Origin of the sequence: Pseudomonas costantinii (assembly GCF_001870435.1) — a bacterium.
GTDB lineage: Bacteria > Pseudomonadota > Gammaproteobacteria > Pseudomonadales > Pseudomonadaceae > Aquipseudomonas > Aquipseudomonas costantinii.
Genome location: NZ_MDDR01000039.1, coordinates 168,889 through 190,898 on the forward strand (window position 1 = coordinate 168,889; position 22,010 = coordinate 190,898).

Below are 22,010 nucleotides of genomic sequence, written 5' to 3' on the forward strand. Positions count from 1 at the left end.
AGGGTTTCTGCTCAAGCAGCTTCAATCCAGCTCAGATGAGCCCTGCGCACTTGAGCAGATAAGCGTCTGGGCCGACACCCAGCTTTACGCGATCTCTGATCGAGAAACATCGAAGGATGAGCGAAGCCGAGTTATTGAACAATTGACTGCGCTGGAGAGGGATCGGGCCTTGCCGCCCGGGTCGATTGCCCGGCTGACATAAAAACGTGGGGCTCAAGCATTGACCCATAGCCCAGCACATTACTGACGACAACCCGCACCTGGCTGTCGGAAAAGGACACCCCCATGCACAAGAAACAACGTGACGGCATCAGCAAGCTCCTCAGCTACGTGCTGCGCCACGCCCCCGAATCCTTGGATATCGTCTTGGACAGCGATGGTTGGACCGACGTTGATGCTCTGATCCACAACGCCAACCAGCACGGCCACAACCTTGATCGCGAGGCCCTGCTGGAAGTGGTCGAGACCAACGACAAAAAACGCTTCACACTCTCCGGCGACGGCCAGCGCATCCGCGCCGCGCAAGGCCACAGCACTGAACAGGTCCAGGTGCAACACGTCGAGAAAGCACCACCCGCCCTGCTCTACCATGGCACCGCGAGCCGCTTCATGGCGTCCATCGAAGTTCAGGGGCTGATCCCTGGCAGTCGACATCATGTACATCTGACGGACAACCCCGAGACAGCAATGAGCGTTGGCAAACGCTACGGCCAACCCGTGCTGCTTACGGTTGATGCGCAGGCTATGAGTCAGGCTGGAGTGCAGTTCTTTCAGGCAGACAATGGCGTGTGGCTAGTGGCCTCGGTACCGGCGACCTATTTGACCAGCATGTACTGACTGAAATTATTGATGTGATCATCCAGATTATCCTCAAGCATCATCCGGTACTGATCGCAGAAATACTTCAACATCGCCTCCCGTGCATCCGCCATTTCGGCACCGGACTTGAAGTTGCGTGCGCTGGCCCAGGCGTTAAAGCGCGTGGTGCCGAACATCATTGAAGCGCTGACCTCACCGAGGTTTTCACAGGTCTTGAGCTGCTCGTTCGACAGCTCGATGTGTGCGTCTGCACGGTCGTAGAAGGCTTGGTCGGTGGCGTCGGCCATGGCGGGGTTCCTGGGTGAGCGAATAAGGGTGGCCATTGGAGCATATCCGGCAGCCGGAAAGGAGACGCCCCCAGATGGAGGCGTCTTGAACATCACATCAATGCGAGCACCAAGCGCTCAAGCCCGATACCGAACCCGGCGCCCTCTCGATAAGCACCGCCACCCACCACTTGCTGCTGCGCGCCTAACGCGGGGCAGCGCACCTCGAAGCCATTGCCTTCAAGGTAATAGCTCAGCCCGCGTTTCACCGCCAGATTGAGTTCATAGTCGAGCCCCAGCGCATCCAGAAAACCGGTGCACAGGGCTTGGCTGCGCTGCAACGCCAAGGCGGGCTCAGGACTGAGAATCTCCAAACCCAGCTGGGTGAACTCACGATAGCGACCGGCTTGAGGCCGCTCATACCGATAACACCGCGCCACGTAGAACAACATCGCCTCTTCTCGCCCGCCGAGCAATTGGGCGTTGCGCTCCTGGAACAGCGCGGTGGCCTCCGGGATCAGGCAACACTTGCGACCCGCCTTGTCATCGAAGGCCCACATCTGCCCGATGATTTCACTGCCGCCGGCTTTTTCGATAAACGTGTCCTGGCCCCACAGCGCAGGCACGATAGTTTCTTCAGCGCCCGCTTCGATGAAGATAGCTCCGAAAACGCCCCTCTATCTCACGCATCGTTGCGGCTTCTTTCCCAGTCACAAGTCGGGTTCCACGAAGCATTGTCATGTCTTGAATCTCCATTTTGTACAGGCAATAAAAAAGGCGCCGTGGGCGCCTTAGTTGGGTTCATTGAGTGATCAGAGGTTCTGGTCAATCCGTGAATGCAAGCAACCGCGGCACCTTGAGGAAGGTCCGTGGTGGTGATGGCGGTTGCTTTGGGGAAATCGAGTCATGGGCGATCCTTGCACAGTTGTGGGAAAAGTTACAAGCGCACTCGAGCCAGCAACTCAGTAATCCACTGCGCCTGCCGGGCAATCTCTTGCACCTTCTCCTCCGGCACGGCCTGGCGTGCCTGCTCCAGGCTGGCCAAGGTCTTTTGCTTCTGGCGCAGCATGCGTTGCCACTTGGCCAGGAACTCTGGGCTGCGCGCCTGCATTTGCAGCGGGCCGAAGTACAGCTCCTCGCAGGTGTAGATCACCGGCTCGGCGCGTTCGGCGACGATGATTTCGTAATAGAAGCGGTTTTCCCGCAGCAGCTCTTCGCGCAGGATCTGGTAGCCGTTGTCCATCAACCATTGGCGCAAGGGTTGCTCGCCACCGTTGGGTTGCAGGATCAGGCGTTCCTGGCCGCCCAGGTGCGCCTTGCCGCTGTCGAGGATGTCGCGAATCGTCTCGCCGCCCATGCCGCAGACGCTGATTGCGGTAATCCGGTCTTGCGGTTTGATCGCCGCCAGGCCATTGGCCAAGCGCACGGTGATGTGCTGCTCCAGGCCGTTGTCACGTACCGTGCGTTCGGCTGCGTGGAATGGCGTGGTTGCCACCTCTCCCGCTACCGCCGCCGCAATCACGCCACGGCGCATCAATGCGACCGGCAGGTAGCCGTGGTCCGAGCCGATATCGGCCAGGCGTGCGCCAAAGGGCACGTTTGCCGCCACGCGCGCCAGGCGCATGGATAATGTGTGTTCGTTCAACTGCTGTTCCTTTCCACCACGACGAGTCGGCATTGTTGCCGTTAATACGAACGCCCTACTCCCCCGAAAACCGATCGCGACTGTTGGTCAAGTGCAGCACCATCGCCGCCCGTGCCGCGTCCGGGTCCTGGCGTTTGATCGCATTGAAGATGGCTTCGTGCTCCAGGTTCGCCAGTTGCCCCAGCTTGGCAAAATCAGCACCGCCACGCTCGGCACCTTTGACTTGGGTGCGCGGAATCATCGCATTGCCCAGGTGCAGCATGATTTCCGTGAAGAAGGTATTGCCGGTGGCCTCGGCGATCAGTTGGTGAAAGCGTTTGTCCTCCTCCACGCAACTGTCGTTGTTCGCCAGCGAGGCCTGGTAGTCGTCCAGCGCCTCACGCATACGGGCGAGCTGCTCATCAGACCTGCGCAGTGCGGCAAGCGCCACGGCTTGCACCTCCAGGCCCAGGCGCAGCTCGAGCATATTGCGCACGCTGGCGACCGTGTCCACATGCAATCGCAAGCCTTGCTGGGCGTGCTGCTCCAGCACGAACGTGCCGATGCCGTGACGCGTCTCCACCAACCCCGATGCCTGCAACTTGGAGAGGGCTTCGCGGACCACCGTTCGGCTCACGCCATGCTCAAGCACGATGGTGGATTCCGACGGCAGTTTTTCGCCGGGCTTGAGCTGCCCAAGCAGGATGCGCTGGGTCAGTGCCTCGACCACGCCTTGGGCCAGGTTGTTGGAGCGTCTTCGCACGGGGGTTCCGCTTTCAATGGGCATCGCTACGGGTCCACGGGGTTGGGCTGGTGGGAGCTTAACACCCTCGCGGGATGGATTTACAAACCACTCAACTTGTATGACAACCAACCTGATTCACCACAACCCAAAAAGCGCTTCCATCACCTCTCGATGAAATTATCATCCGGTCATCACCCGCTTAAAACCGGAATAAAACCTAACAAACACTGAACAAATAACCAAAACACCTATTCATGATCCGTCCTTATAAGAACAAAAACAGCGATCAGCACATTGCGAAGATCAGAAAACCACTTGTATGATGTCTATCAACAAAACACGCAAACCCGCATAAAAATAATCAGGGGGAGTTTTGAATTGTGAACAATTCAAGCCATGCATCTGCCGCTCCAGAAAGTGATTCGGTCCTCGCGCGCGCCGTGAGCAAAGTGAAGGGCCATGTGCTCCCACTGTTCGTGATCATGTTCATCCTCAACTACATCGACCGGGTCAATATCGGCTTCGTGCGCACGCACATGGAGCACGACCTGGGCATCGGCGCGGCGGCCTACGGCCTGGGTGCCGGGCTGTTTTTTATCGGCTACGCACTCTTCGAAGTGCCCTCCAACATGCTGCTGCAAAAGGTCGGCGCGCGTTTCTGGCTGACCCGCATCATGTTCACCTGGGGCATCGTCGCCACACTGATGGCGTTCATCCAGAACGAAACCCAGTTCTACATCCTGCGATTTTTGCTGGGCGTGGCCGAAGCCGGCTTTTTCCCTGGCGTGATTTACTACTTCACCCGTTGGCTGCCAGGCGTTGAGCGTGGCAAAGCCATCGCGATCTTCCTGAGCGGCTCGGCGGTTGCATCGCTGATCTCCGGCCCGTTGTCGGGAGCGCTGTTGCAGATCGAAGGGTTCGGCTTCCACGGTTGGCAATGGATGTTCGCCATCGAAGGCCTGGCCTCGGTAGCACTGGGTTTCTTTGTGTGGTTCTGGCTGGACTCCAACCCCCACGATGCCAAATGGATGACCCGCGAAGAGCAGGATGCCCTGGTAGACGCCATCGATCAGGAACAGCGCGAGCGTGAAGCACTGACCAGCGTCAAACCAACCCTTGGCAAGTTGCTCAAAGACCGCCAGATCCTGCTGTTCTGCGCGTTGTACTTCTGCATCCAGCTGACGATCTACGCCGCGACCTTCTGGCTGCCGAGCATCATCAAGAAGATGGGCGACCTGAGTGACGTACAAGTCGGGTTCTTCAATTCGATCCCTTGGCTGATCTCAATCATCGCCATGTACGCCTTTGCGTCGCTGTCGGGCAAATTCAAGTTCCAACAGGCCTGGGTCGCCGCCGCACTGTTGATTGCCGCCGCCGGGATGTTCATGTCCACCACCGGCGGGCCGATCTTCGCCTTTGTGGCGATTTGCTTTGCGGCCATTGGTTTCAAGTCTGCTTCTTCGCTGTTCTGGCCAATCCCCCAGGGTTACCTGGACGTGCGCATCGCCGCCGCCGTCATCGCGTTGATCAACTCCATCGGCAACCTGGGGGGCTTTGTGGCACCGACCACCTTTGGTTTCCTGGAACAAACCACCGGCTCGATCCAGGGCGGCCTCTACGGCCTGGCCGGCACCTCAGTGCTCGCGGCGATCCTGGTGTTCTTTGCCAAGACCTCGCCCTCTGCCGTATTGACCTCGCCAAGCGCCGTGCCAACGGGCGCCGCTATCAGCAAACCTCTTTGAGCCTATCCAGGAACTTGCCATGAGCACTTCAACGTCCCCCGTCATCACCCATTTCCAAGTCATCCCTGTAGCAGGCCACGACAGCATGCTGCTGAACCTGAGCGGCGCCCATGGGCCGTTCTTCACGCGCAATATCGTGATTCTCAAGGACAGCTCCGGCAACACCGGCGTGGGTGAAGTACCCGGCGGCGAACGCATCCGCGAAACCCTGGAGGACGCGCGCAGCCTGGTGCTCGGCCAGCCTATCGGCCAGTACCAGCGCATCCTCAATCAGATGCGCAGCACCTTTGCGTCAAGGGATTCTGCCGGTCGCGGCCTGCAAACCTTTGACCTGCGCATCACCATTCACGCCGTCACCGCCGTGGAAGCCGCCCTGCTCGACCTGCTGGGTCAATTCCTCGAGGTGCCGGTGGCTGCCTTACTTGGCGAAGGGCAGCAGCGCGACGCGGTGAAAATGCTCGGCTATCTGTTCTACGTCGGCGATCGCACGGCCACTAACCTGGCCTATCGCAACGAAGCCGATGCGGATGACGACTGGTTCCGTCTGCGTCACGAAAAAGCCATGACCAGCGAGGCCGTGGTGCGCCTGGCAGAAGCGGCCAAAGCCAAATACGGCTTCAACGACTTCAAGCTAAAGGGCGGCGTATTGAGCGGCGATGAAGAAATCGAAGCCGTCACGGCGCTGGCCGAACGTTTCCCGGATGCCCGCATCACCCTCGACCCGAACGGCGCCTGGTCACTGAAAGAAGCCATTCGCCTGTGCCGCGATCAGCATCACGTACTCGCCTACGCCGAAGACCCTTGCGGCGCAGAAAACGGCTATTCAGGCCGCGAAGTCATGGCTGAATTTCGCCGTGCCACCGGTTTAAAAACCGCGACCAATATGATCGCCACCGACTGGCGCGAAATGGGCCACGCGATCCAACTGCAATCGGTGGACATCCCCCTCGCCGACCCACACTTCTGGACGATGCAAGGCTCGGTGCGCGTTGCGCAGATGTGCAATGACTGGGGCCTGACCTGGGGCTCACACTCCAACAACCACTTCGATATTTCCCTGGCGATGTTCACCCAAGTGGCGGCCGCCGCACCCGGTGATATCACCGCCATCGACACCCATTGGATCTGGCAGGACGGCCAGCGCTTGACCAAGGAACCGCTGAAAATCGAAGGCGGTTACGTAAAGGTGCCAAGCAAGCCGGGCCTGGGTGTGGACATCGATATGGACGCCGTGGCCAAGGCACATGAGGTGTACAAAGGCATGGGCCTTGGGGCGCGGGATGACAGTGTGGCGATGCAGTTTTTGATTCCGGGGTGGCGCTTCAACAATAAGCAGCCTTGCCTGGTGCGGTGACTTATTCGCCCGGTGCAGCCAAGGCCAGCGTTACCAGCTCCTTGCGCTGCATCGCGCGCTCAAGCACCGCCAGTGCGCCTTGCCATTTGATCGACAGCAGAAGACTCAACTTCTGCCGGCTAAGCACAGGCCCCGCCAACCAATAGCTTTTGCGCTCGCGGATGCTGATGGCGTTCAACAGCCAATCTTCACCCTGCGCCGTCAGCCACTGATTGATGGCTGAGCGATGTCGTTGGATCAACACCCCCGCATCCCACACGGTCATCTGCGCAACAACCTGCGGCAGGTTGCGCGTGGCAGTCATCTGCTTCATATCAGCCGCCAGGGCGTTGAGCAGGTCGGATTCGATCGCCGCCTGGCATTCGCTGAAATACTGCTCGGGCCAGTTCGCCGCCAGGTTCGCCTGCCGCGCCAGCACTTCGTACGCCCGGATATCCACCGGCGTGGTCATTTGCCCGGTGAAGTTCAAGGTATTGTCCAGAATCGCCGTGGCCAACAATGCGGCACTGTGTTGACTGATCTGCGGCAGCAAACCGGCTGCCTCCCAACGCTGAAACACCAAGGTGGCGGCTGCGCCGACAGGTTGGATATCGGCTCTATCCCCAAGTTTCTGCGCCCAATAGCTTTCAAAGCCGGGATGATGGTCGATGACTTCCCACACCTGATCGAGCACCACGATCGGGTCAAAGTGGTGGTAGTCGCAGACGTCCACCAACACGAACTCATCGTCGGTGGTGGGCAGGTAGTCGTCCAGCGAGGCGTGCCAATCCCGCACGCGCCTGCAAATGCTGAAGTTCAGCGGCGCACTGCTCACGGCCCGCGCATCGATGCCCTGGCGGTTGAGCAATTCGGCGTAGGCAATACAACAGGCGTACGCGTCGATGTCCAGATAGGCCGAGCCGGAGGTCACTACCCTCATGATTGGATCTCCATGCAGTGCCGCTTCCGTGGTTGGAACAGAGGTGCGATTTTTGGCTGAGGGACGTTCGCATGGGTGTATGACAAACACATGACGCCATCGCGAAGGATGCGTTGAACATCACGGTTTGGCGCTTACAGTTTTTTAGCAACTGCCACTACAGGCTTGGCGGTCGCGACAATCGGCTGCACAGTAAGCTCTACCCCCAACGCCATCATTAGTTTCTGGACCGTCTCATAACGCGTTTTTGTGCCGCCTTTCAGGGTTTTATAAAGGCTCTCACGGTTAACCCCCGCAGCCTCGGCAACCTTGTTCACGCCCAGGGCCTTGGCGACCTCGGCAAGCGCCTTCATGAGTATCTGTGGGTCTTGAGACTTCATGCTTTGCGCAAGATAAGCGCTGATGACTTCCGGGCTGTCGAGGAAGCGCGAAGCTTCGTAGACGCGGGTCCCGGAAGTATCAAGATCGAGGATTGGCATGTCCTCGGGTTTGAATGTCGATTCGCTCATTTCATTGACCTCTCAGGGCATCGAGGATCTCTTTTGCCCGCTTGATTCCTCTGTTCTGGTCGGTTTTGTCACTGCCCCACAGCATCAGGTACGCGGTGATACCCGTACGCACAAAGTAAACCCTGTAGCCGGGCCCGACAAAAACACGCCTCTCACTCAAGCCGTCACCTACCGGCTCGCAATCTCCAAAATTGTTTTCCTCGGCTCGGTCCAACCGAGTCAGAACAGCCGTTTTTCCGCAAACATCCCTCATACCGTCGAGCCAAACATCGAACTCTGGCGTCCTGCCGATCAAGTTGGTCACAGTTTCAATTGTAGCCTACTGGCTACTCCTTGCTGATGCTAGTGATTTTTAAACTCCGGCGACATCCGGAAGAAAAATCCTAGTTCAGCGCCCGCACACACAGGCGGTCGATTCTATTAGCGCTTATTTCTCAGGCCGCTCGTCGTTTATCTATGGGGTTCGGCACGATACGAAGTACGTGGCCGATGTATTGTTTTGCAGGATGAGTACATGTCCTACAGCAAGCCCTGAAACAGGAAAGTCCAAGGTGACAGCGCCTTGCTCCATTGCCTACGGTTACGTCAGAATCCGCCGGCTTGTGCGCTGGAGTAGGCGTCTCTAAGGTTGCCCAGTCGCTGAAAACTCAGTGATCGGGTTTAGTAGCCCGATTGGCAACATAAAATGCATGAGCCTCATCCCTCAAGCATTTACATGCGAAAGATAGTTGGTTAGGAAACCTTGTCTCTCACAACACTTCCACTAACTCAAACTCTTCCGCCACAAGTTCCATAGCCTCGTCGAACGAGCCCTCTCTTTGGAAAAACTCTTTATGACCCTGCATCCAGTACCTGAGGCTGAGATCCCCTTCGCCTTCCTTCTTTGCAAAATCCTGATCTACGTCGCAGTAACGAACTATACGCATCGAAACAACTCTAGTGACACATACGGGTTCGCCCTTACTATTGAGGATAATATTGTAACCGCCAATAGTGGGTGACTCATCTTCATGTTTGAATGACGAGAGCGAGCAACATCCGGCTGTTTTTATTCCTTTAGCAACAAGTTCAGCCAGTTCATCTGCCATTTCTGGAGTATCCCCAAATGACCATGCAATGGCTCCGGGATACTTAACCTTTAAATCATCAATTATGCTCATGACTAAATCCCTTTAAATTATATTGTTGGCTATTGCATTAACCTCCGTTAAATCGTCACGATCAAGGCCTATGCGAAACTCAGTTGCTAGAATTATTTATTCTGATCCAACGTCAACTCTTCGGGCCAGGTACTACAAGCAACCTCTTCAGTGTGTCAAAAATCCTTGAGCGGATGATGAGTTCAGTACCATTAATCGGGTTCGACCGCCGCCTGCAATAGCTCGACCAGCGGGCTGTTCGTTATGAATAAGTGAACACCCCCCCGGCCTCGTAAAACGTTCGAATGCTTGCCTCTGACCAGAAACGGACGCTCAGCAAAGCAATATCGTGATGTTCACCCGATTGCTCCCTGCGCATTCTCAACCACGCTTCGGCAATTTCCAATTCGGCCGTATGAAGTGACAGGTATACCCATTAGGTATCCGCTCCAGATAATCCTGATGCTCCGGCTCCGCTTCCCAAAACGGCCCCGCCGGTTCGATTTCGGTGACCACGCGGCCTGGCCACAACTTTGAGGCATCAACGTCAGCAGCAGTATCTTCAGCGATGTCCCGTTGCTGTTCGCTAAGGTAATAAATCGCCGAACGATAACTGGGCCCACGATCATTGCCCTGCCGGTTAGGCGTGCTGGGGTCGTGTATCTGGAAAAAGAACTCAAGAATCTGCCGGTATGTGATCACAGCAGGATCGAAGACGATTTCAATCGCTTCAGCATGGTTACCATGGTTGCGGTAGGTGGCATTCGGTACATCACCGCCGGTGTAGCCGACTCGCGTGTGCAACACGCCGGGGTAGCGTCGCAACAGGTCCTGCATGCCCCAGAAGCAGCCGCCGGCGAGGATGGCGGTTTCGGTTTGGTTGGTCATGGTCTGTCACCTCAGTGGATACAGGCGTAGTTATGGGGCCGTGTTGGCTAATACCAAGGTGTGAATAACGGTCAGCTCCCGAATCCATCCGCCCTCATGGCAAGTGACAAGAGTACATCCGCACTGGAGAAAAGCATCTACACTCGTCGCTTTCGGAGCCTTGCCATGCCACGCGTTCTCCCCCTGCTTCTCTTGCTTCTACCCGGCCTGGCCCACGCCCTCCCCGCCCTGAAAGACACCACGCTCTACACCAACACCGCCCACGACTGCCACGATGTCGACCTCGCCACCTGGCAGCACCCCACCCGCACGCTGCTGGAGAAAAACAACTTCCAGCTCGAACGCATCCAGCTTTGCAACGGCGGTCACTATCCGATCTTCCAGGTGCAGGCGCCCTACGACCCACGCGGTCAGACCAAGGATTTTTACCTGCCGCTGTATGAACAGATGCGCAAGGCCAACGGTAAATGGCCCTACGCGCTGGTCGACAGCAGCGACGCGGTGGTGGTGTATGTCAGCTACCCGAAAGGCGATTCGATTTCGTTGGATTACGAGGGCTATGAGGCGCCGTAGACATGCGCCTCTACTTAGTGAGTCGGCAAACTCCCCACTTTCCAGGCACTCACTGTTTTGTCGACGCTGTTCAACTGCTGCGAGGTCAGCGCCTGAGCCACGATCTGAGCGCGCGGTGCCGGCAGCGCAGGGTCACCCACTTGCTCGGCCAGGCGGTAGTAGGCGTAGGCCCAAGTCAAATTTTGCGCAACACCCAACCCGAGTTCGTAGCAGCGGCCCAGGCCGTAGAGTGCATGCGCGTCGCCCTGCTCGGCAGCTTTGCGTATCCACTTGATCGACTCGGGTAGAGTCTTGGTCACGCCAGTGCCTTCCTGATACATCAACCCCAGAAAAAACTGCGCCCCTGACACACGTTGGTCAGCGGCCTTGCGCAGCCAGGTGGCTGCGAGGGGGAAGTTCTGATGGGCACCGGCCAGGGTGTAGAAAAGGCCCAGTTTGTATTGCGCCATCTGGTGGCCTTGGTCTGCCGCTTTTTGAGTCCAGGCTATTCCCAGGTTGTCGTCCTTGGGTACGCCGAACCCGTTGTTGTAAATGAGCCCGAGGTTGTATTGGGCGTCGGCGTTGCCTTGTTCGGCGGCTTTGTGAAACCAGGCGAGTGTCTGTGTCAGGTCCCGGTTAACGCCCTCGCCGACGGCATAGGCCTGGGCGAGGTTATTCTGGGCCACGTCGTAGCCCGCTTCCGCCGCTTCGCGGTACAGCGTGACCGCCTTGGTTGGATCGCGCTGGACGCTGATGCCAAACCAGTAGAACGAGCCGAGATCGTTTAACGCGATGGGCAAATGCTGCGCAGCTGCTTTCGTGTACCAGTAGATCGTTTGGTTCAGGTCTTGGGCCACACCAGTGCCGGTCTTGTAGTTAAGGCCAAGGTTGTATTGCCCCTGCGCCAACCCGGCCTCGGCAGCCTTGCGGTACCAACTGACGGCCTGGACAGGGTCTTTCTTGACGCCCCGTCCGTTGTCATACGCACTCCCAAGATTGACTTGGGCCTCTGCCACGCCTTGATCCGCGGCCTTGCGAAACCACGCGGCGGCCTGGGTGAAATCTTGGGCGGTGATATTTCCGGTGCGGTACTCGATACCCAGGTTGAATTGAGCGGGGGCAAAACCTTGCTGAGCGGATTTTTTCAGCCATACCAATGATTCGGCCTGAGTGGCGGGGTTTTGACCGGTGATGACGGACAAGTCGAACTGCGCCGGTGCCGAACCGTTATTCGCCGCTTCGGTAAGAGCCGACATATTTATCGTGGTCTGCCGCTGGATCATCGCGCCTGCGGGGCTGTAATTCGCGAAACTGTAACTGGTGAGGCCCAGAAGCACCGTGGCGACAACAACCCGAATCATCCCTTTCGCGTGCATGACTGAATCCTTCGTCAATGTGCTGGGTTCGGCTGTGCAGGTTTGAGCAGAACGCAACCCGCCGAAGACCTGATCATAGCCACGGATAAATCCGGCGCAATTATGCAAATAGGATTAGCTCCTTTTGTGCAACGCGATTTAAAGCTGCACGTGCCTTCGAACAGGGGATACACAAACGACGAATTTCAGGTAATGATGCGTCGCCAAAATCAAGGAAGATAAAAACAATGAAAACCGCCCTGCGCGCGCTGTTCCTGATCTGCCTTGCAACACCTGCCTTCGCTGACGAAAGTCTTATCGGCTTTCGCACCGCCACCCTGCCCGACGCAGACAACAACCGGCCTCTGCAAATGGTGGTCTGGTACCCCGCCACAACCACTGCGAAACCCGAGTTGATCGGCGACGACGCGGTCTTCATCGGCCCCCTCGCCGTGCCCGATGCGCCACCCGCCAGCGGCGAACACCCCCTGGTCGTGATCTCCCACGGTTACGGTGGCAACTGGCGCAATCAAATGTGGCTGGCCAGCGCCCTGGCCCATCAGGGTTATGTCGTGGCGGCGGTCAACCACCCCGGCACCACCAGCAAAGATCGCAGCCCTCAAGCCGCCGCGCAGTTATGGCTACGCCCTGTCGATGTGAGCCGGGCCATTGATGCGGTTCTGGCTCAGCCAAAGCAATTTGGCGAGGTCGCGAAACAGCAGATTGCCGTGGTGGGCCATTCCCTCGGCGGCTGGACCGCGATGGAAATCGCCGGTGCGCGTTTCGACCCTGACCTCTTCACCCGGGATTGCAGCGAGCACCCGAAGTTGAGCCCTTGCTCTGCCTACAAACAAATGAACCCCGCCAGTACACCGGCTGGAAAGGCCAAACTGGCGGCTGACTTGAGCGACAAGCGCGTCACCGCTGTTGTGTCATTGGACCTGGGCCTGTCACGCGGCATGACCGACGCAAGCCTGGCGACGCTGCCGGTGCCGGTGTTGGTGATTGCAGCGGGTGTGCCGTCGGAGGAACTTCCCGCGCAGCTGGAGTCCGCAGACTTGGTCAAGCGGCTGCCAAAAGCGTCGACTCAATACGTGGAGATCGCGGACGCCACCCACTTCAGTTTTATGGCGATATGCAAACCTGCCGCTGTGGCGTTGATCGAAGAGAGTTCGCCTGGCGATGGCATCATTTGTTGGGACGGCAAAGGCGCTCGGCCGCGGGAAGTGATTCAGCAGCAGGTGGTATCACTGATCACTGGGTTTCTGGGGCAGTCGTTTCACAAATAAAGCAGGCGGACAGGCCGTGAATAACCCCAGCAATGCCACCCGCACTTGAGGGACTCAAGGTGACCAACCTCCTCTTCGTGTGCAGCCGTAACCAATGGCGCAGCCCGACGGCGGAAGCGATCTGGCGCCGTCGGCCTGGCTTCAATGCCCGCTCGGCAGGCACCAGCCCGAATGCACGTAAAACCATCGGCCCAGCGGATATTCGCTGGGCTGATGTCATCTTTGTGATGGAGCGCAAACACCTGCATCGTCTACAGGCAGACTACGCGCGACTGCTTGAACACAAGCCGCTCCACTGTCTGGATATTCCGGATGACTTCCGCTACATGGACCCTGAGTTGGTGAGCATGCTTGAAGACGCTGTGAACGCCTACCTCAGCACCTGACGTCCGCTCGCCACAGGGACAGTGTTCGCCCTTAACTGGTTGGTATCAGCCAGATATGGCCAGTTTTTCAAAGACCTTGAAAGGGCTGATATTTAGAGCCCAAGGACGCAAAAGGGCCGCTCCAGCCAAATCAGCCATTCGATACGTATCAACGTTGAAAGCACACCCTCCTCCATCAACCTTTAATTACCTCCCAAAAACCCACACAATTACCGGCTTTCCCACGCCCTGACCGGCCAATAGGTTGCAGGGAGAAGCTCGACCGGGAGTTCCTGACTTTCCTGAAGTTCGTGTGGACCTTCGATCGCGGTTACCGACCAGGTATCGAGAAAGTCCGCCAGGCCATCGGGCCAGATATTCCTGTGGTGCTCCTGTGGGGTAACCGGCAAATTGCCGCGTTTCTCGATGGTTTGTCCGCAACATCGCCTGCTATCCCCGAGTAAATCTATCCCGCCTGATGGACCTGCAGGTTCATCTCGCGATAAGGCGCCAACAGCGCTTCAGGCACATCGCCCGGCACCACCAACCCCGCAATGTCAGTAAGCGGCACGACGATGTAGGGCGAGGCTGTCGCCAATTTCTCCGAGGACGCCAGCACCAGCGTTTCGGCTGCCGCCTGGCACAACGCGCGCTTGATCACCGCCTCCTCGTAATCTCCGGTCGAGAGCCCCGCGGTGGGGTGCACGCTGCAAACCCCCATGAAATAAAGGTCTGCACGAATGCGGCCGATGGCTTCCAGCGTCGCCGCACCGGTCCCGACCATTGAGTGCCGGTAGAGCCGGCCGCCCAGCATGATGACTTCAATGTTCAGGTGTTCGCTCAGCGCCACCGCGATCGAAGGGCTGTGAGTCACCACGGTTGCCTGCAGCGTCAGCGGCAGGTGATGGGCAACCTGAACGGAGGTCGTGCCGCCGTCGAGGATCACCACTTGTCCAGGCTGGACCAATTGCGCAGCGGCGAGCCCGATCGCGGCTTTTTGCCCCGGCAAAATCGTCTGCCGCACGGCCATATCGCCCATCGCCGGGGACGCCGGCAAGGCTCCGCCGTGGACTCTCATCAACTGCCCGGCCTTGGCCATTTCACGAAGGTCACGCCGAATGGTGTCCTCGGACACACCGAGCTCCTGGCTGATTGCCTTGGCCAGTAGTCGGCCATCGCGGCGAAGGCGCTCGGTTAAAAACTGCTTGCGCTGCTGGGTTAACATCATTGATCCTCTGCATGAACCTGCACGATTATGCACGATAATTAACAAATAACCATCAAGGACCGTGGCCCATGCACAACCGAAATGTTCGTATCGTCGAGCAACATACGCTGTCGGATAACTGGTACCTGCTCAAAAAGGTCGAGTTTGAACTGCAACGCCGGGACGGCAGCTGGCAGCCGCAAACCCGCGAAGTGTATGACCGGGGGGATGGCGCCACGATTGGGCTCTACAACCGGGCCAACCGCACGGTGATCCTCACCCGGCAATTTCGCATCCCGGCATTCGTCAATGGGCATGATGGTTACTTGATTGAAACTGCCGCAGGGCTGCTGGATAACGCGGGGCCCGAGGAGCGAATTCGCCTGGAAGCCGAAGAGGAAACCGGCTACCGCGTCAAATCGGTGCGCAAGGTGTATGAAGCATTCATGAGCCCTGGCTCGGTCACCGAGCGACTGCATTTTTTTGTCGGCGAATACCAGCCGGAAGATCGCATCAACGCCGGCGGTGGGCTGGCCCATGAGGGCGAGGACATCGAAGTGCTGGAGATGCCGTTTGAGCAGGCGCTGGCGATGGTCGACGACGGGCGCATCATGGACGGTAAAACCATCATCCTCCTGCAATACCTCAAGAACTTGCTGCCGCCCTCGCCTGCCTTAATGATTCTAGTGGCCGGTCCGTACCGCTCCGGCACACATGATGAGCCTGCAGCCCTGGCCGCTAATGTGCAGGCCATGCAAGCGAGTGCCGGGGCATTGTTGCAAGCTGGGCACTTTCCGCTGGTTGCCGAATGGGTGGCGTTGCCCTTGCTTCAACTGGCAGGCTCCAGCGGCATTGGCGATCAGGTTTACCAGGCGCATTTTCATGAATACGCCAAAACACTGTTAAAGCGTTGCGATGGCGTATTACGCATCGGTGGCCCTTCGGAGGGCGCGGACTTGATGGTGGAACTGGCTCAGCAGCAAGGGCTGGCGGTGTTTCGCGGGTTGGATGAGGTTCCGTCTGCGCAATAGATCTTTAACCTGGCGTAAGGCGCCTGCGTCATAACCCCGGCGGTTCGAGTGTCCATGGATAAAACTAAAAACCCATCCTTTGCCTACCAAGCGGTGTACCGCTACCTCGTCGAATTGCTCGAGGCCTCCCCTTCGGAACGTGAGCAAAAACTGCCGTCCTTACGCCAACTGGCCCAGCGCCTGGGCGTGTCAGTCTCGACCACCAAGTACGCGTATTCGCTGCTTGAGGACGAAGGCCGGATTCATGCCAAACCCAAGTTCGGTTATTTCACCCGGTTGACGCCCGCGCCTTTGTTGAGTGAAAACTCGCCCAACCTGCTCGACCACGTATTCGCCAATGCTCGCCAGCCGGGAATGTTGGCCCTGAGCAGCGATGCGCCGGCGCTGCTGTTGTCGCTGGAAAACCCGCTGTTGATGGTCGAACGCGAACTGGCCCGGCAATACCCGCGCTCCCTCACGCCGCTCTATCTGCCGTTTGGCGAGCCCGAGTTGCGTGCTGCGTTGGCCGAGCGCTACACCTGTTCCACTGACAGCTACTGGCAGGCCGATCATGTGTATATCGGTTCGGACCTGCACAGTGTGCTGGAGGTATCACTCAGCGCCCTGGACCTGGCCGGTACACTGGCGCTAGTGGAGTCACCGTGTTCGTGGGCGATCCTGCGCCAGTTGCAGGCGGCGAAGATCCGCGTGATCGAATTGCACCTCGGCGCTGATGGGCGTTTCGATTTGGCCACGCTCAATGAGGTGCTCACGCGCGAGCCCATTCGATTGGCGGTGCTGTCATCGACCGTGAATATTCCCCAGGGCGGCCGGATGCCGGCGCAGGATAAACAGCAGATCTGCTGCTGGCTGGCGGAGCGGGATATCTGGCTGTTCGAAAACGACACCTATGGCGAGCTGTACTTCGAGCCACAACCGGCTCGCTATCGCGACTTTGCCGATCCGCAGAAACTGCTGGTGTTCTCGACCTTCGACAAGGTGATCGGCGCGGAAGCGCCATACGGTTACGTACTCTGCCGCGAGCAGGGGGCACAGTTGCAGCGGCTATTCCTGGAGCGGGCCTTTCGCCTTTCGCCAATCCGCCAGAAAGCGATCGCCAAGCTGTTCACGTCAAAGCGCATCGATCAGCATCTGAAGGCACTGCGCGCCCAACTGCTGGCGCGTATGACTGAGATGAAAGCCCTGCTGGAAGCACATGACGAGGGCCAGTGGCAGGTGGTCATACCGCAAGGCGGCGCATGCTTCTGGCTTGAGGCCACGCACTCGGTCGATATGCGGCAGGTGTTCGAGCGCTTGCTGGCCGAGCGCATCGTCATCGCCCCCGGCGAACTGTTCAGCCTGCAAGGGGCGTGGAAACATCACGTGCGCCTGAGCTACACCCTCGATTGGCACAAGGACATTGCCCAGGCCGTGAAGCAACTGGCCCAGGCTATCCGTCAAAGCCCGTAGCAATGCCGCGCTTCGGGGAACCGACCGTGGCGCACATCCTCGGCAAACCGCGTGCAAGCGTCACGAATCACCGCGCCAACATCGGCGTACTGTTTGACGAAGCGCGGCAGGTGCTCACCGCTCAGGCCCAACACGTCTTCAGTCACCAGCACTTGGCCGTCGCAGGCTGGCGAAGCGCCGATGCCAATGGTGGGCATTTTTGAGTCCAGGGTGATCTGCCGAGCCACGCCTTCGGCCACCCCCTCGAGGAGCAGACTGAAGGCGCCCGCCTCCAGATTGGCCCGGGCATCCTCGACAATCACGGCAGCGGTTTCGGCGGTCATACCCTGGGCCTTGAAGCCGCCCATTACATTGACGAATTGCGGCATCAGCCCCACATGGGCCATCACCGGAATACCGCGTGCGACCAGGAACTCAACGGTACCCGCCAAGGCTTTATTGGCCTCCAGCTTGACCGCATCGCAACCGGTGCGTGCTAGAACCTGGGCACAATTGCGAAAGGCTTGTTCAAAGGACTCCTGATAGCTGCCAAACGGCATGTCGGCAATGACACAGGCCAGGCGCGTGCTATCAACCACCGCGCGGGTGTGGCCGATGATTTCTTCGAGCTGCATGCTTAAGGTTGAGGGCCGGCCATAGCCGACCATGGCCGTGGAGTCACCGACCAAAATGAAATCGACAAGGGGGTCAATCAGCTTGGCGATCGCGCTTGAATACGCAGTCAGGGAGACGATTTTCTGCTGGCCCTTCATCGCAACCAGTTGGGGGACGGTGGTGCGAGTGGTACGGGTATGGATGCTCATCAGTGTCTTCCATTTGCGCTGGATACTCGGGGTTTGCCGGACCCGATTATTGGCGAAACGAAAGGCAATTCAATGCACAGATGGCGGCTAAAAAGCGACCCAGCCATCCGTCGCTGATCGCCATGCACGGGTAACAGCTGTCAATGCATGCGGGCTCGGATTAGGCGATATGGATGAGGCGGACACACCATGAGCACGGCTCAACTATCGGTTGATGGCGTGGGTATCGCGTCTGAGTTACCCATGGTGCAGCCTGGACGCGGTCATTCGCTACGCCCTGATGGTCCGCAAGCTGCGGTCACTTCCCATCAATCAACTTAACCGCCCACTCAGCGCGGGGCCTGACTCAACTAATTAAGCTGATATCATTCAGCTCATTACCCGTTGAGTCGCACACTATGAATCGTCAAAAAAAACTACAGCAACTGTTCAAGGCTAAAGCCAAAAAGGCCAATGCCAAGTTGGCGCCGAAAAACAAGAACGTCTACGTCAGTAAAGCCGACCGGTTGAAACTGGCGGCTGAAGCCACTCAAGACCCCGCCATGTCCTCCGACGAGGCCTGCTGAACAAACCGCTCGATCAGCCACCTCGCGGCGGGGCCCGGTGGCACGTCCGTGCGGTAGATGACACCGAACGTATACTTTCCGCTTTTGTATTCCGGGATATTCAGTTGCACCAGCCGACCGCTGTCCAGGTCTTCCTGGACCATCGGCGTGGGCATGTTTCCCCAGCCGATACCTTCACGCAGCAACATATGTTTGGCGCCCAGGTCCGCGAGGCGCCAGGTGCGGTTGCTGAGGACGGCAAACTCCTTGTCCTTGGTCAGTTGCGAGCGATCGGAGAGTACCAACTGAGTGAGCTCGCGACCGGCGCCCGGCGCATTCAAGCCGCTTAAGGCCAGTGGATGGTTGGGCGCGGCCACCGGGATCAATTCGACACTGCCCACACCGATCCTTTCGATCCCGTCGATACCCTCATCCATTGGCCCACTCACCCCCACGACGGCCCCGCCGCTGACCACCCGCTCAGTCACGGCGCCGAGCGCTTCCATGTGCAAATGCAGGGCGACCGTGGGGAATTCCTCGCGAAAGGCCTTGAGCGCGTCGACCACCCGTGCAGCAGGCAGCATCACGTCGAGCACCACATGAACTTCGGCCTCCAGCCCTTGAAGCAAGCCTTTGACCTTGGCGCGCAGCCCATGAATGCCGTTGGCAATGGTCCGGGCTTCGGCCAACACGGTACGGCCGGCTTCCGTGAGTTGGGGTTTGCGCGTGGTCTGGCGATCGAACAGCGACACGCCCAACTGCATTTCCAGGTTAGCGATCGAGTAGCTGATCACCGACGTGGCGCGGTGCAGTTTCCTCGCAGCAGCGGCAAAACTGCCGACTTCCACCACGGTCAGGAACACGCGCAGTTGATCCAGTGTGGGTGTGCCGGGGTCGGAAATCATGTCGGGTTCCTGTAGTGGGCGGCCGGGCTAACTTGACTATTTTATCGAACCTAATCTTCGAAATTAGTCGGCTATTCAGATTAACCGATGCAGCTCAATATTTCCTCACTCGGGCGATTCATGTCGAACCGCACCCCATTGAAGGAAATACCCCATGTCTACATCCGCCATTAGCACCACTGAACAGTCCCGCTCCGACGTCACCCAGGCCTCGGTCTCGTTAATCGGTCGCATCCTGCTAAGCACCATCTTTGTCCTGTCCGGTGTTTCGAAACTCGCGGCGCCTGCAATGATGGTCGGCTACATCAGCTCGGTAGGCCTGCCATTCCCCCAGTTGGCGCTGGCCCTGGCAGTCATCGTTGAAATCGGTGGTGGCCTGGCGCTGATCGCCGGCTACCGTGCCCGCGCCGTCGCCGCTGTGCTCGCGCTGTTCAGCGTGGCGACTGCACTGGCGTTCCACAACGCCTTGGCTGATCAAAACCAGTTCATCCACTTCTTCAAGAACATCGCGATGGCCGGTGGCCTGTTGCAGGTCGTGGCCTTCGGTGCCGGCCGCTTCAGCCTGGACGCACGTCGTCGCTGATACCCCACACGTGCTCATGTCGAGGTTTCCATGAAAGCCATACGCGTTTACGAATACGGTAGCCCTGAAGTTTTACGCCTGGAAGACATCGCCGACCCGGTGGCCGGCGCTGGTGAAGTGTTGATTGATGTCGCTGGGGCTGGGGTCAACCCGATTGACTGGAAGGTGCTTTCCGGAGCCATGAAAGCGTTCATCCCGCTGCCGCTGCCCTTTACACCCGGTATTGATGTGGCCGGTACTGTCGTCGCGATAGGCGACGGTGTCACACAATTCAAGGTTGGTGACGAAGTGTTCGGCTTCATCAATATCGTCGGTGGTTATGCGACCAAAGCCGTTGCCCAGGTTTCCAAGCTGGCCTTGAAACCACGCACCCTCAGTGCGCTACACGCCAGTGCGGTGCCTGCAACCGCTTTGACGGCGTGGCAAGCGCTGACTGAGCATGCGTCCGTGCAACCGCGCCAGAAGGTGTTGATCCATGCCGCAGCCGGCGGAGTCGGCAGCATGGCCGTGCAGATTGCCAAGTACTTGGGGGCTGAAGTCTACGCAACAGCCTCTGCGCAGAATCATGCGTACCTCAAAGACCTCGGCGCTGACTACACCATCGACTACACGGCCCAGGCGTTCGAAGAACAGGTTCCCAAGGTTGATGTGGTGCTGGATCTGGTCGGGGGCGAAACGCAGGTCCGCTCGTTTGCGGTACTGAAAAAGCACGGTGTGTTGGTCTCACCGGTGAGCCTGCCGAGCATGACACTGGCGAACGACCATGGCGTGACCCCGGTGAACTTTGCCACACGCTCGGATGGCCGGCAGCTCGCACTGATTGCTGAACTGTTCGACAAAGGCCACTTGTCGGTCACCGTCGAGGCCTACGCCTTGAGTGAGGCAAAAGTGGCGATCGAGAAAAGCATCGGCCGTCATGCTCGAGGCAAGCTTGTCCTCGACACGACCCAGTAAATCGCCAACTGCGCCAAGGCCCGGCTCTTGGCTTTCTTTCCCGCAGCCAGTGTGAGTAATCATCATGACGTCGCAAGCACAACCGCATACAGCTATCGAAAACACCCGCCCGCGCGCCATCAGCTACCGCACCACCGGTAGCGGGCATGGCGCGATTGTCCGGCTGATGAGCCCTTCTGACCTGGGCCACCTGATCAAGCCTTTCGTTTTCCTTGATCGGTTTGAAGGTGAGAGTTCGTTCATTCACGGCATGCCCATGCACCCGCATTCGGGGATTGCCACCGTCACCGTGATCACCGAAGGCAATTTGCGCTTCGAGGATGCCAATTCGGGCACGGGGATGATCGACTACGGCGGCGTGGAATGGATGCGCGCGGGCGGCGGGGTCTGGCATGGCAAGGAAATGTCGGTAGGGACGTCACAACGCATCCAGGGTTTTCAGCTGTGGATTGCCCTGCCTCCGGCCTTGGAAAACGCGAGTGTCGACAGCCAATACCTGGAGTCCAGCGCAATGCCAGAGGTGGGCCCTGCACGGCTGATTCTTGGCGCGTATCAAGGGGTCGAAAGCCCGGTGCGTGCGCCCGCCGGCATCAACTACTTGCTGGTCACGTTGCGCGCCGCAGAGTCCTGGACCTACGTTCCACCCGCAGGGCATGAGTCGTTATGGTTGAGCGTCAGTCGCGGCGCCCTTTCGGCTCCCGGCCTGGTCAGTGCAGGAGAAATGGCCGTCTTCAAACCCGGCAACGGTGCGGTCACATTGACGGCGATGCACACCGATACCGTGTTCGTGATCGGTTCAGCCGCGCCTCACCCGTATGACCTGGCATTGGGAAACTACTCGGTGCATACCAACCCACAGGCGTTGCAGGCGGGCGAGGCGAACATTGCCGAGATCGGCGTTCGGTTGCGTGAGTACCTGCGCACGCCAAACGCATCGGCCTCGGTGCCGGTGTTCAAGTGACCCGTC

25 protein-coding genes and 1 pseudogene are annotated in these 22,010 nt (G+C 58.5%); 13 read left to right on the plus strand and 13 right to left on the minus strand.

The window, feature by feature from the left end; translation table 11 throughout:
- Positions 1-285 precede the first annotated feature (285 nt).
- Complete coding sequence (locus tag BFL40_RS24590; protein ID WP_071486357.1) at positions 286-837, plus strand: RNA 2'-phosphotransferase; 552 nt, start codon at positions 286-288, stop codon at positions 835-837.
- Here the strand turns inward: BFL40_RS24590 and BFL40_RS24595 are convergent.
- From BFL40_RS24595 to BFL40_RS24610, 4 genes are all read right to left on the minus strand, one after another.
- Entirely contained in the window at positions 816-1,106 is a 291-nt protein-coding gene (locus BFL40_RS24595; protein ID WP_071486358.1) for a DUF3144 domain-containing protein, read from the minus strand. The genes BFL40_RS24590 and BFL40_RS24595 overlap by 22 nt on opposite strands.
- Positions 1,107-1,198: 92 nt before the next feature.
- Positions 1,199-1,744, minus strand: a complete 546-nt coding sequence (locus BFL40_RS24600) for an ATP phosphoribosyltransferase regulatory subunit (protein ID WP_074851566.1) — start codon at positions 1,742-1,744, stop codon at positions 1,199-1,201.
- A gap of 278 nt (positions 1,745-2,022) precedes the next feature.
- Complete coding sequence (locus BFL40_RS24605; protein ID WP_071486360.1) at positions 2,023-2,730, minus strand: tRNA (adenine(22)-N(1))-methyltransferase; 708 nt, start codon at positions 2,728-2,730, stop codon at positions 2,023-2,025.
- 55 nt (positions 2,731-2,785) lie between these two features.
- Positions 2,786-3,496, minus strand: coding sequence for a FadR/GntR family transcriptional regulator (locus BFL40_RS24610; RefSeq protein WP_071486361.1), 711 nt, complete (start codon positions 3,494-3,496; stop codon positions 2,786-2,788).
- A gap of 338 nt (positions 3,497-3,834) precedes the next feature.
- On the opposite strand from BFL40_RS24610, the gene BFL40_RS24615 reads away from it, so the two are divergent.
- Complete coding sequence (locus BFL40_RS24615) at positions 3,835-5,196, plus strand: MFS transporter (RefSeq protein WP_071486362.1); 1,362 nt, start codon at positions 3,835-3,837, stop codon at positions 5,194-5,196.
- Between the two features lie 19 nt (positions 5,197-5,215).
- Positions 5,216-6,550, plus strand: a complete 1,335-nt coding sequence (gudD, locus tag BFL40_RS24620; protein WP_071486363.1) for a glucarate dehydratase — start codon at positions 5,216-5,218, stop codon at positions 6,548-6,550.
- A 1-nt stretch (position 6,551) separates the two neighbouring features.
- Here the strand turns inward: gudD and BFL40_RS24625 are convergent, their stop codons facing one another.
- The 5 genes from BFL40_RS24625 to msrA form a co-directional block, all read right to left on the minus strand.
- On the minus strand, positions 6,552-7,469 hold the full coding sequence (locus tag BFL40_RS24625) for a DHH family phosphoesterase (protein WP_071486364.1): 918 nt from the start codon (positions 7,467-7,469) through the stop codon (positions 6,552-6,554).
- Positions 7,470-7,603: 134 nt separating this feature from the next.
- Entirely contained in the window at positions 7,604-7,978 is a 375-nt protein-coding gene (locus BFL40_RS24630; RefSeq protein WP_071486365.1) for an addiction module antidote protein, read from the minus strand.
- A gap of 1 nt (position 7,979) precedes the next feature.
- On the minus strand, positions 7,980-8,282 hold the full coding sequence (locus BFL40_RS24635; RefSeq protein ID WP_071486366.1) for a type II toxin-antitoxin system RelE/ParE family toxin: 303 nt from the start codon (positions 8,280-8,282) through the stop codon (positions 7,980-7,982).
- A gap of 445 nt (positions 8,283-8,727) precedes the next feature.
- Entirely contained in the window at positions 8,728-9,138 is a 411-nt protein-coding gene (locus BFL40_RS24640) for an ASCH domain-containing protein (RefSeq protein ID WP_071486367.1), read from the minus strand.
- A gap of 360 nt (positions 9,139-9,498) precedes the next feature.
- Positions 9,499-10,005 (minus strand): peptide-methionine (S)-S-oxide reductase MsrA, encoded by a 507-nt coding sequence (msrA, locus tag BFL40_RS24645; RefSeq protein WP_071486368.1) that lies wholly within the window; start codon positions 10,003-10,005, stop codon positions 9,499-9,501.
- Positions 10,006-10,170: 165 nt separating this feature from the next.
- On the opposite strand from msrA, the gene BFL40_RS24650 reads away from it, so the two are divergent.
- A complete protein-coding gene (locus BFL40_RS24650; protein ID WP_071486369.1) occupies positions 10,171-10,578 on the plus strand; it encodes a hypothetical protein in 408 nt (135 codons plus the stop codon).
- Between the two features lie 14 nt (positions 10,579-10,592).
- Here the strand turns inward: BFL40_RS24650 and BFL40_RS24655 are convergent, their stop codons facing one another.
- On the minus strand, positions 10,593-11,933 hold the full coding sequence (locus BFL40_RS24655; protein ID WP_071486370.1) for a tetratricopeptide repeat protein: 1,341 nt from the start codon (positions 11,931-11,933) through the stop codon (positions 10,593-10,595).
- A 227-nt stretch (positions 11,934-12,160) separates the two neighbouring features.
- On the opposite strand from BFL40_RS24655, the gene BFL40_RS24660 reads away from it, so the two are divergent.
- The 3 genes and pseudogenes from BFL40_RS24660 to BFL40_RS34370 form a co-directional block, all read left to right on the plus strand.
- A complete protein-coding gene (locus tag BFL40_RS24660; protein WP_071486371.1) occupies positions 12,161-13,201 on the plus strand; it encodes an alpha/beta hydrolase family protein in 1,041 nt (346 codons plus the stop codon).
- A gap of 59 nt (positions 13,202-13,260) precedes the next feature.
- The gene (locus tag BFL40_RS24665; RefSeq protein ID WP_071486372.1) at positions 13,261-13,587 is read left to right on the plus strand and encodes a low molecular weight protein tyrosine phosphatase family protein; all 327 of its coding nucleotides are present in this window, start codon (positions 13,261-13,263) and stop codon (positions 13,585-13,587) included.
- A 221-nt stretch (positions 13,588-13,808) separates the two neighbouring features.
- Positions 13,809-14,030, plus strand: a pseudogene (locus tag BFL40_RS34370) (AAA family ATPase); the annotation flags it as partial.
- A 2-nt stretch (positions 14,031-14,032) separates the two neighbouring features.
- On the opposite strand, the gene BFL40_RS24670 reads toward BFL40_RS34370, so the two are convergent.
- Complete coding sequence (locus BFL40_RS24670; RefSeq protein WP_071486373.1) at positions 14,033-14,791, minus strand: DeoR/GlpR family DNA-binding transcription regulator; 759 nt, start codon at positions 14,789-14,791, stop codon at positions 14,033-14,035.
- 71 nt (positions 14,792-14,862) lie between these two features.
- On the opposite strand from BFL40_RS24670, the gene BFL40_RS24675 reads away from it, so the two are divergent.
- Positions 14,863-15,804, plus strand: coding sequence for an NUDIX hydrolase (locus BFL40_RS24675; protein WP_071486374.1), 942 nt, complete (start codon positions 14,863-14,865; stop codon positions 15,802-15,804).
- A gap of 54 nt (positions 15,805-15,858) precedes the next feature.
- The gene (locus tag BFL40_RS24680) at positions 15,859-17,253 is read left to right on the plus strand and encodes an aminotransferase-like domain-containing protein (protein ID WP_071486375.1); all 1,395 of its coding nucleotides are present in this window, start codon (positions 15,859-15,861) and stop codon (positions 17,251-17,253) included.
- Here BFL40_RS24680 and panB read toward each other — a convergent pair.
- The gene (panB, locus tag BFL40_RS24685) at positions 17,241-18,056 is read right to left on the minus strand and encodes a 3-methyl-2-oxobutanoate hydroxymethyltransferase (protein WP_071486376.1); all 816 of its coding nucleotides are present in this window, start codon (positions 18,054-18,056) and stop codon (positions 17,241-17,243) included. The genes BFL40_RS24680 and panB overlap by 13 nt on opposite strands.
- 398 nt (positions 18,057-18,454) lie before the next feature.
- On the opposite strand from panB, the gene BFL40_RS24690 reads away from it, so the two are divergent.
- Positions 18,455-18,622, plus strand: coding sequence for a DUF2986 domain-containing protein (locus tag BFL40_RS24690; protein ID WP_071486377.1), 168 nt, complete (start codon positions 18,455-18,457; stop codon positions 18,620-18,622).
- On the opposite strand, the gene BFL40_RS24695 is transcribed toward BFL40_RS24690, so the two are convergent.
- Positions 18,586-19,506: a LysR family transcriptional regulator gene (locus BFL40_RS24695; RefSeq protein ID WP_071486378.1), complete on the minus strand. Its 921-nt coding sequence runs from the start codon at positions 19,504-19,506 to the stop codon at positions 18,586-18,588. The two genes, BFL40_RS24690 and BFL40_RS24695, sit on opposite strands and share 37 nt — an antisense overlap.
- Positions 19,507-19,660: 154 nt before the next feature.
- Here BFL40_RS24695 and BFL40_RS24700 point away from each other — a divergent pair, with 154 nt between their 5' ends.
- The 3 genes from BFL40_RS24700 to BFL40_RS24710 all read left to right on the plus strand — a co-directional run bounded on the left by BFL40_RS24700 (position 19,661) and on the right by BFL40_RS24710 (position 22,004).
- Positions 19,661-20,089 carry a DoxX family protein gene (locus BFL40_RS24700; RefSeq protein WP_071486379.1) on the plus strand — a complete coding sequence of 143 codons (429 nt, stop codon included), beginning with the start codon at positions 19,661-19,663 and terminating at the stop codon, positions 20,087-20,089.
- Between the two features lie 30 nt (positions 20,090-20,119).
- The gene (locus tag BFL40_RS24705) at positions 20,120-21,043 is read left to right on the plus strand and encodes an NADP-dependent oxidoreductase (RefSeq protein WP_071486380.1); all 924 of its coding nucleotides are present in this window, start codon (positions 20,120-20,122) and stop codon (positions 21,041-21,043) included.
- A gap of 64 nt (positions 21,044-21,107) precedes the next feature.
- Positions 21,108-22,004, plus strand: coding sequence for a pirin family protein (locus tag BFL40_RS24710; protein ID WP_071486381.1), 897 nt, complete (start codon positions 21,108-21,110; stop codon positions 22,002-22,004).
- Positions 22,005-22,010: the final 6 nt, after the last annotated feature.

Excerpts from the sequence above, each read along its gene's own strand:
- BFL40_RS24590 (WP_071486357.1), top strand. The coding sequence starts at position 286 with ATGCACAAGAAACAACGTGACGGCATCAGCAAGCTCCTCAGCTACGTG.
- BFL40_RS24595 (WP_071486358.1), bottom strand. The coding sequence starts at position 1,106 with ATGGCCGACGCCACCGACCAAGCCTTCTACGACCGTGCAGACGCACAC.
- BFL40_RS24610 (WP_071486361.1), bottom strand. The coding sequence starts at position 3,496 with ATGCCCATTGAAAGCGGAACCCCCGTGCGAAGACGCTCCAACAACCTG.
- gudD (WP_071486363.1), top strand. The coding sequence starts at position 5,216 with ATGAGCACTTCAACGTCCCCCGTCATCACCCATTTCCAAGTCATCCCT.
- BFL40_RS24625 (WP_071486364.1), bottom strand. The coding sequence starts at position 7,469 with ATGAGGGTAGTGACCTCCGGCTCGGCCTATCTGGACATCGACGCGTAC.
- BFL40_RS24630 (WP_071486365.1), bottom strand. The coding sequence starts at position 7,978 with ATGAGCGAATCGACATTCAAACCCGAGGACATGCCAATCCTCGATCTT.
- BFL40_RS24640 (WP_071486367.1), bottom strand. The coding sequence starts at position 9,138 with ATGAGCATAATTGATGATTTAAAGGTTAAGTATCCCGGAGCCATTGCA.
- msrA (WP_071486368.1), bottom strand. The coding sequence starts at position 10,005 with ATGACCAACCAAACCGAAACCGCCATCCTCGCCGGCGGCTGCTTCTGG.
- BFL40_RS24650 (WP_071486369.1), top strand. The coding sequence starts at position 10,171 with ATGCCACGCGTTCTCCCCCTGCTTCTCTTGCTTCTACCCGGCCTGGCC.
- BFL40_RS24655 (WP_071486370.1), bottom strand. The coding sequence starts at position 11,933 with ATGCACGCGAAAGGGATGATTCGGGTTGTTGTCGCCACGGTGCTTCTG.
- BFL40_RS24660 (WP_071486371.1), top strand. The coding sequence starts at position 12,161 with ATGAAAACCGCCCTGCGCGCGCTGTTCCTGATCTGCCTTGCAACACCT.
- BFL40_RS24670 (WP_071486373.1), bottom strand. The coding sequence starts at position 14,791 with ATGTTAACCCAGCAGCGCAAGCAGTTTTTAACCGAGCGCCTTCGCCGC.
- BFL40_RS24675 (WP_071486374.1), top strand. The coding sequence starts at position 14,863 with ATGCACAACCGAAATGTTCGTATCGTCGAGCAACATACGCTGTCGGAT.
- BFL40_RS24680 (WP_071486375.1), top strand. The coding sequence starts at position 15,859 with ATGGATAAAACTAAAAACCCATCCTTTGCCTACCAAGCGGTGTACCGC.
- panB (WP_071486376.1), bottom strand. The coding sequence starts at position 18,056 with ATGAGCATCCATACCCGTACCACTCGCACCACCGTCCCCCAACTGGTT.
- BFL40_RS24690 (WP_071486377.1), top strand. The coding sequence starts at position 18,455 with ATGAATCGTCAAAAAAAACTACAGCAACTGTTCAAGGCTAAAGCCAAA.
- BFL40_RS24695 (WP_071486378.1), bottom strand. The coding sequence starts at position 19,506 with ATGATTTCCGACCCCGGCACACCCACACTGGATCAACTGCGCGTGTTC.
- BFL40_RS24700 (WP_071486379.1), top strand. The coding sequence starts at position 19,661 with ATGTCTACATCCGCCATTAGCACCACTGAACAGTCCCGCTCCGACGTC.
- BFL40_RS24705 (WP_071486380.1), top strand. The coding sequence starts at position 20,120 with ATGAAAGCCATACGCGTTTACGAATACGGTAGCCCTGAAGTTTTACGC.
- BFL40_RS24710 (WP_071486381.1), top strand. The coding sequence starts at position 21,108 with ATGACGTCGCAAGCACAACCGCATACAGCTATCGAAAACACCCGCCCG.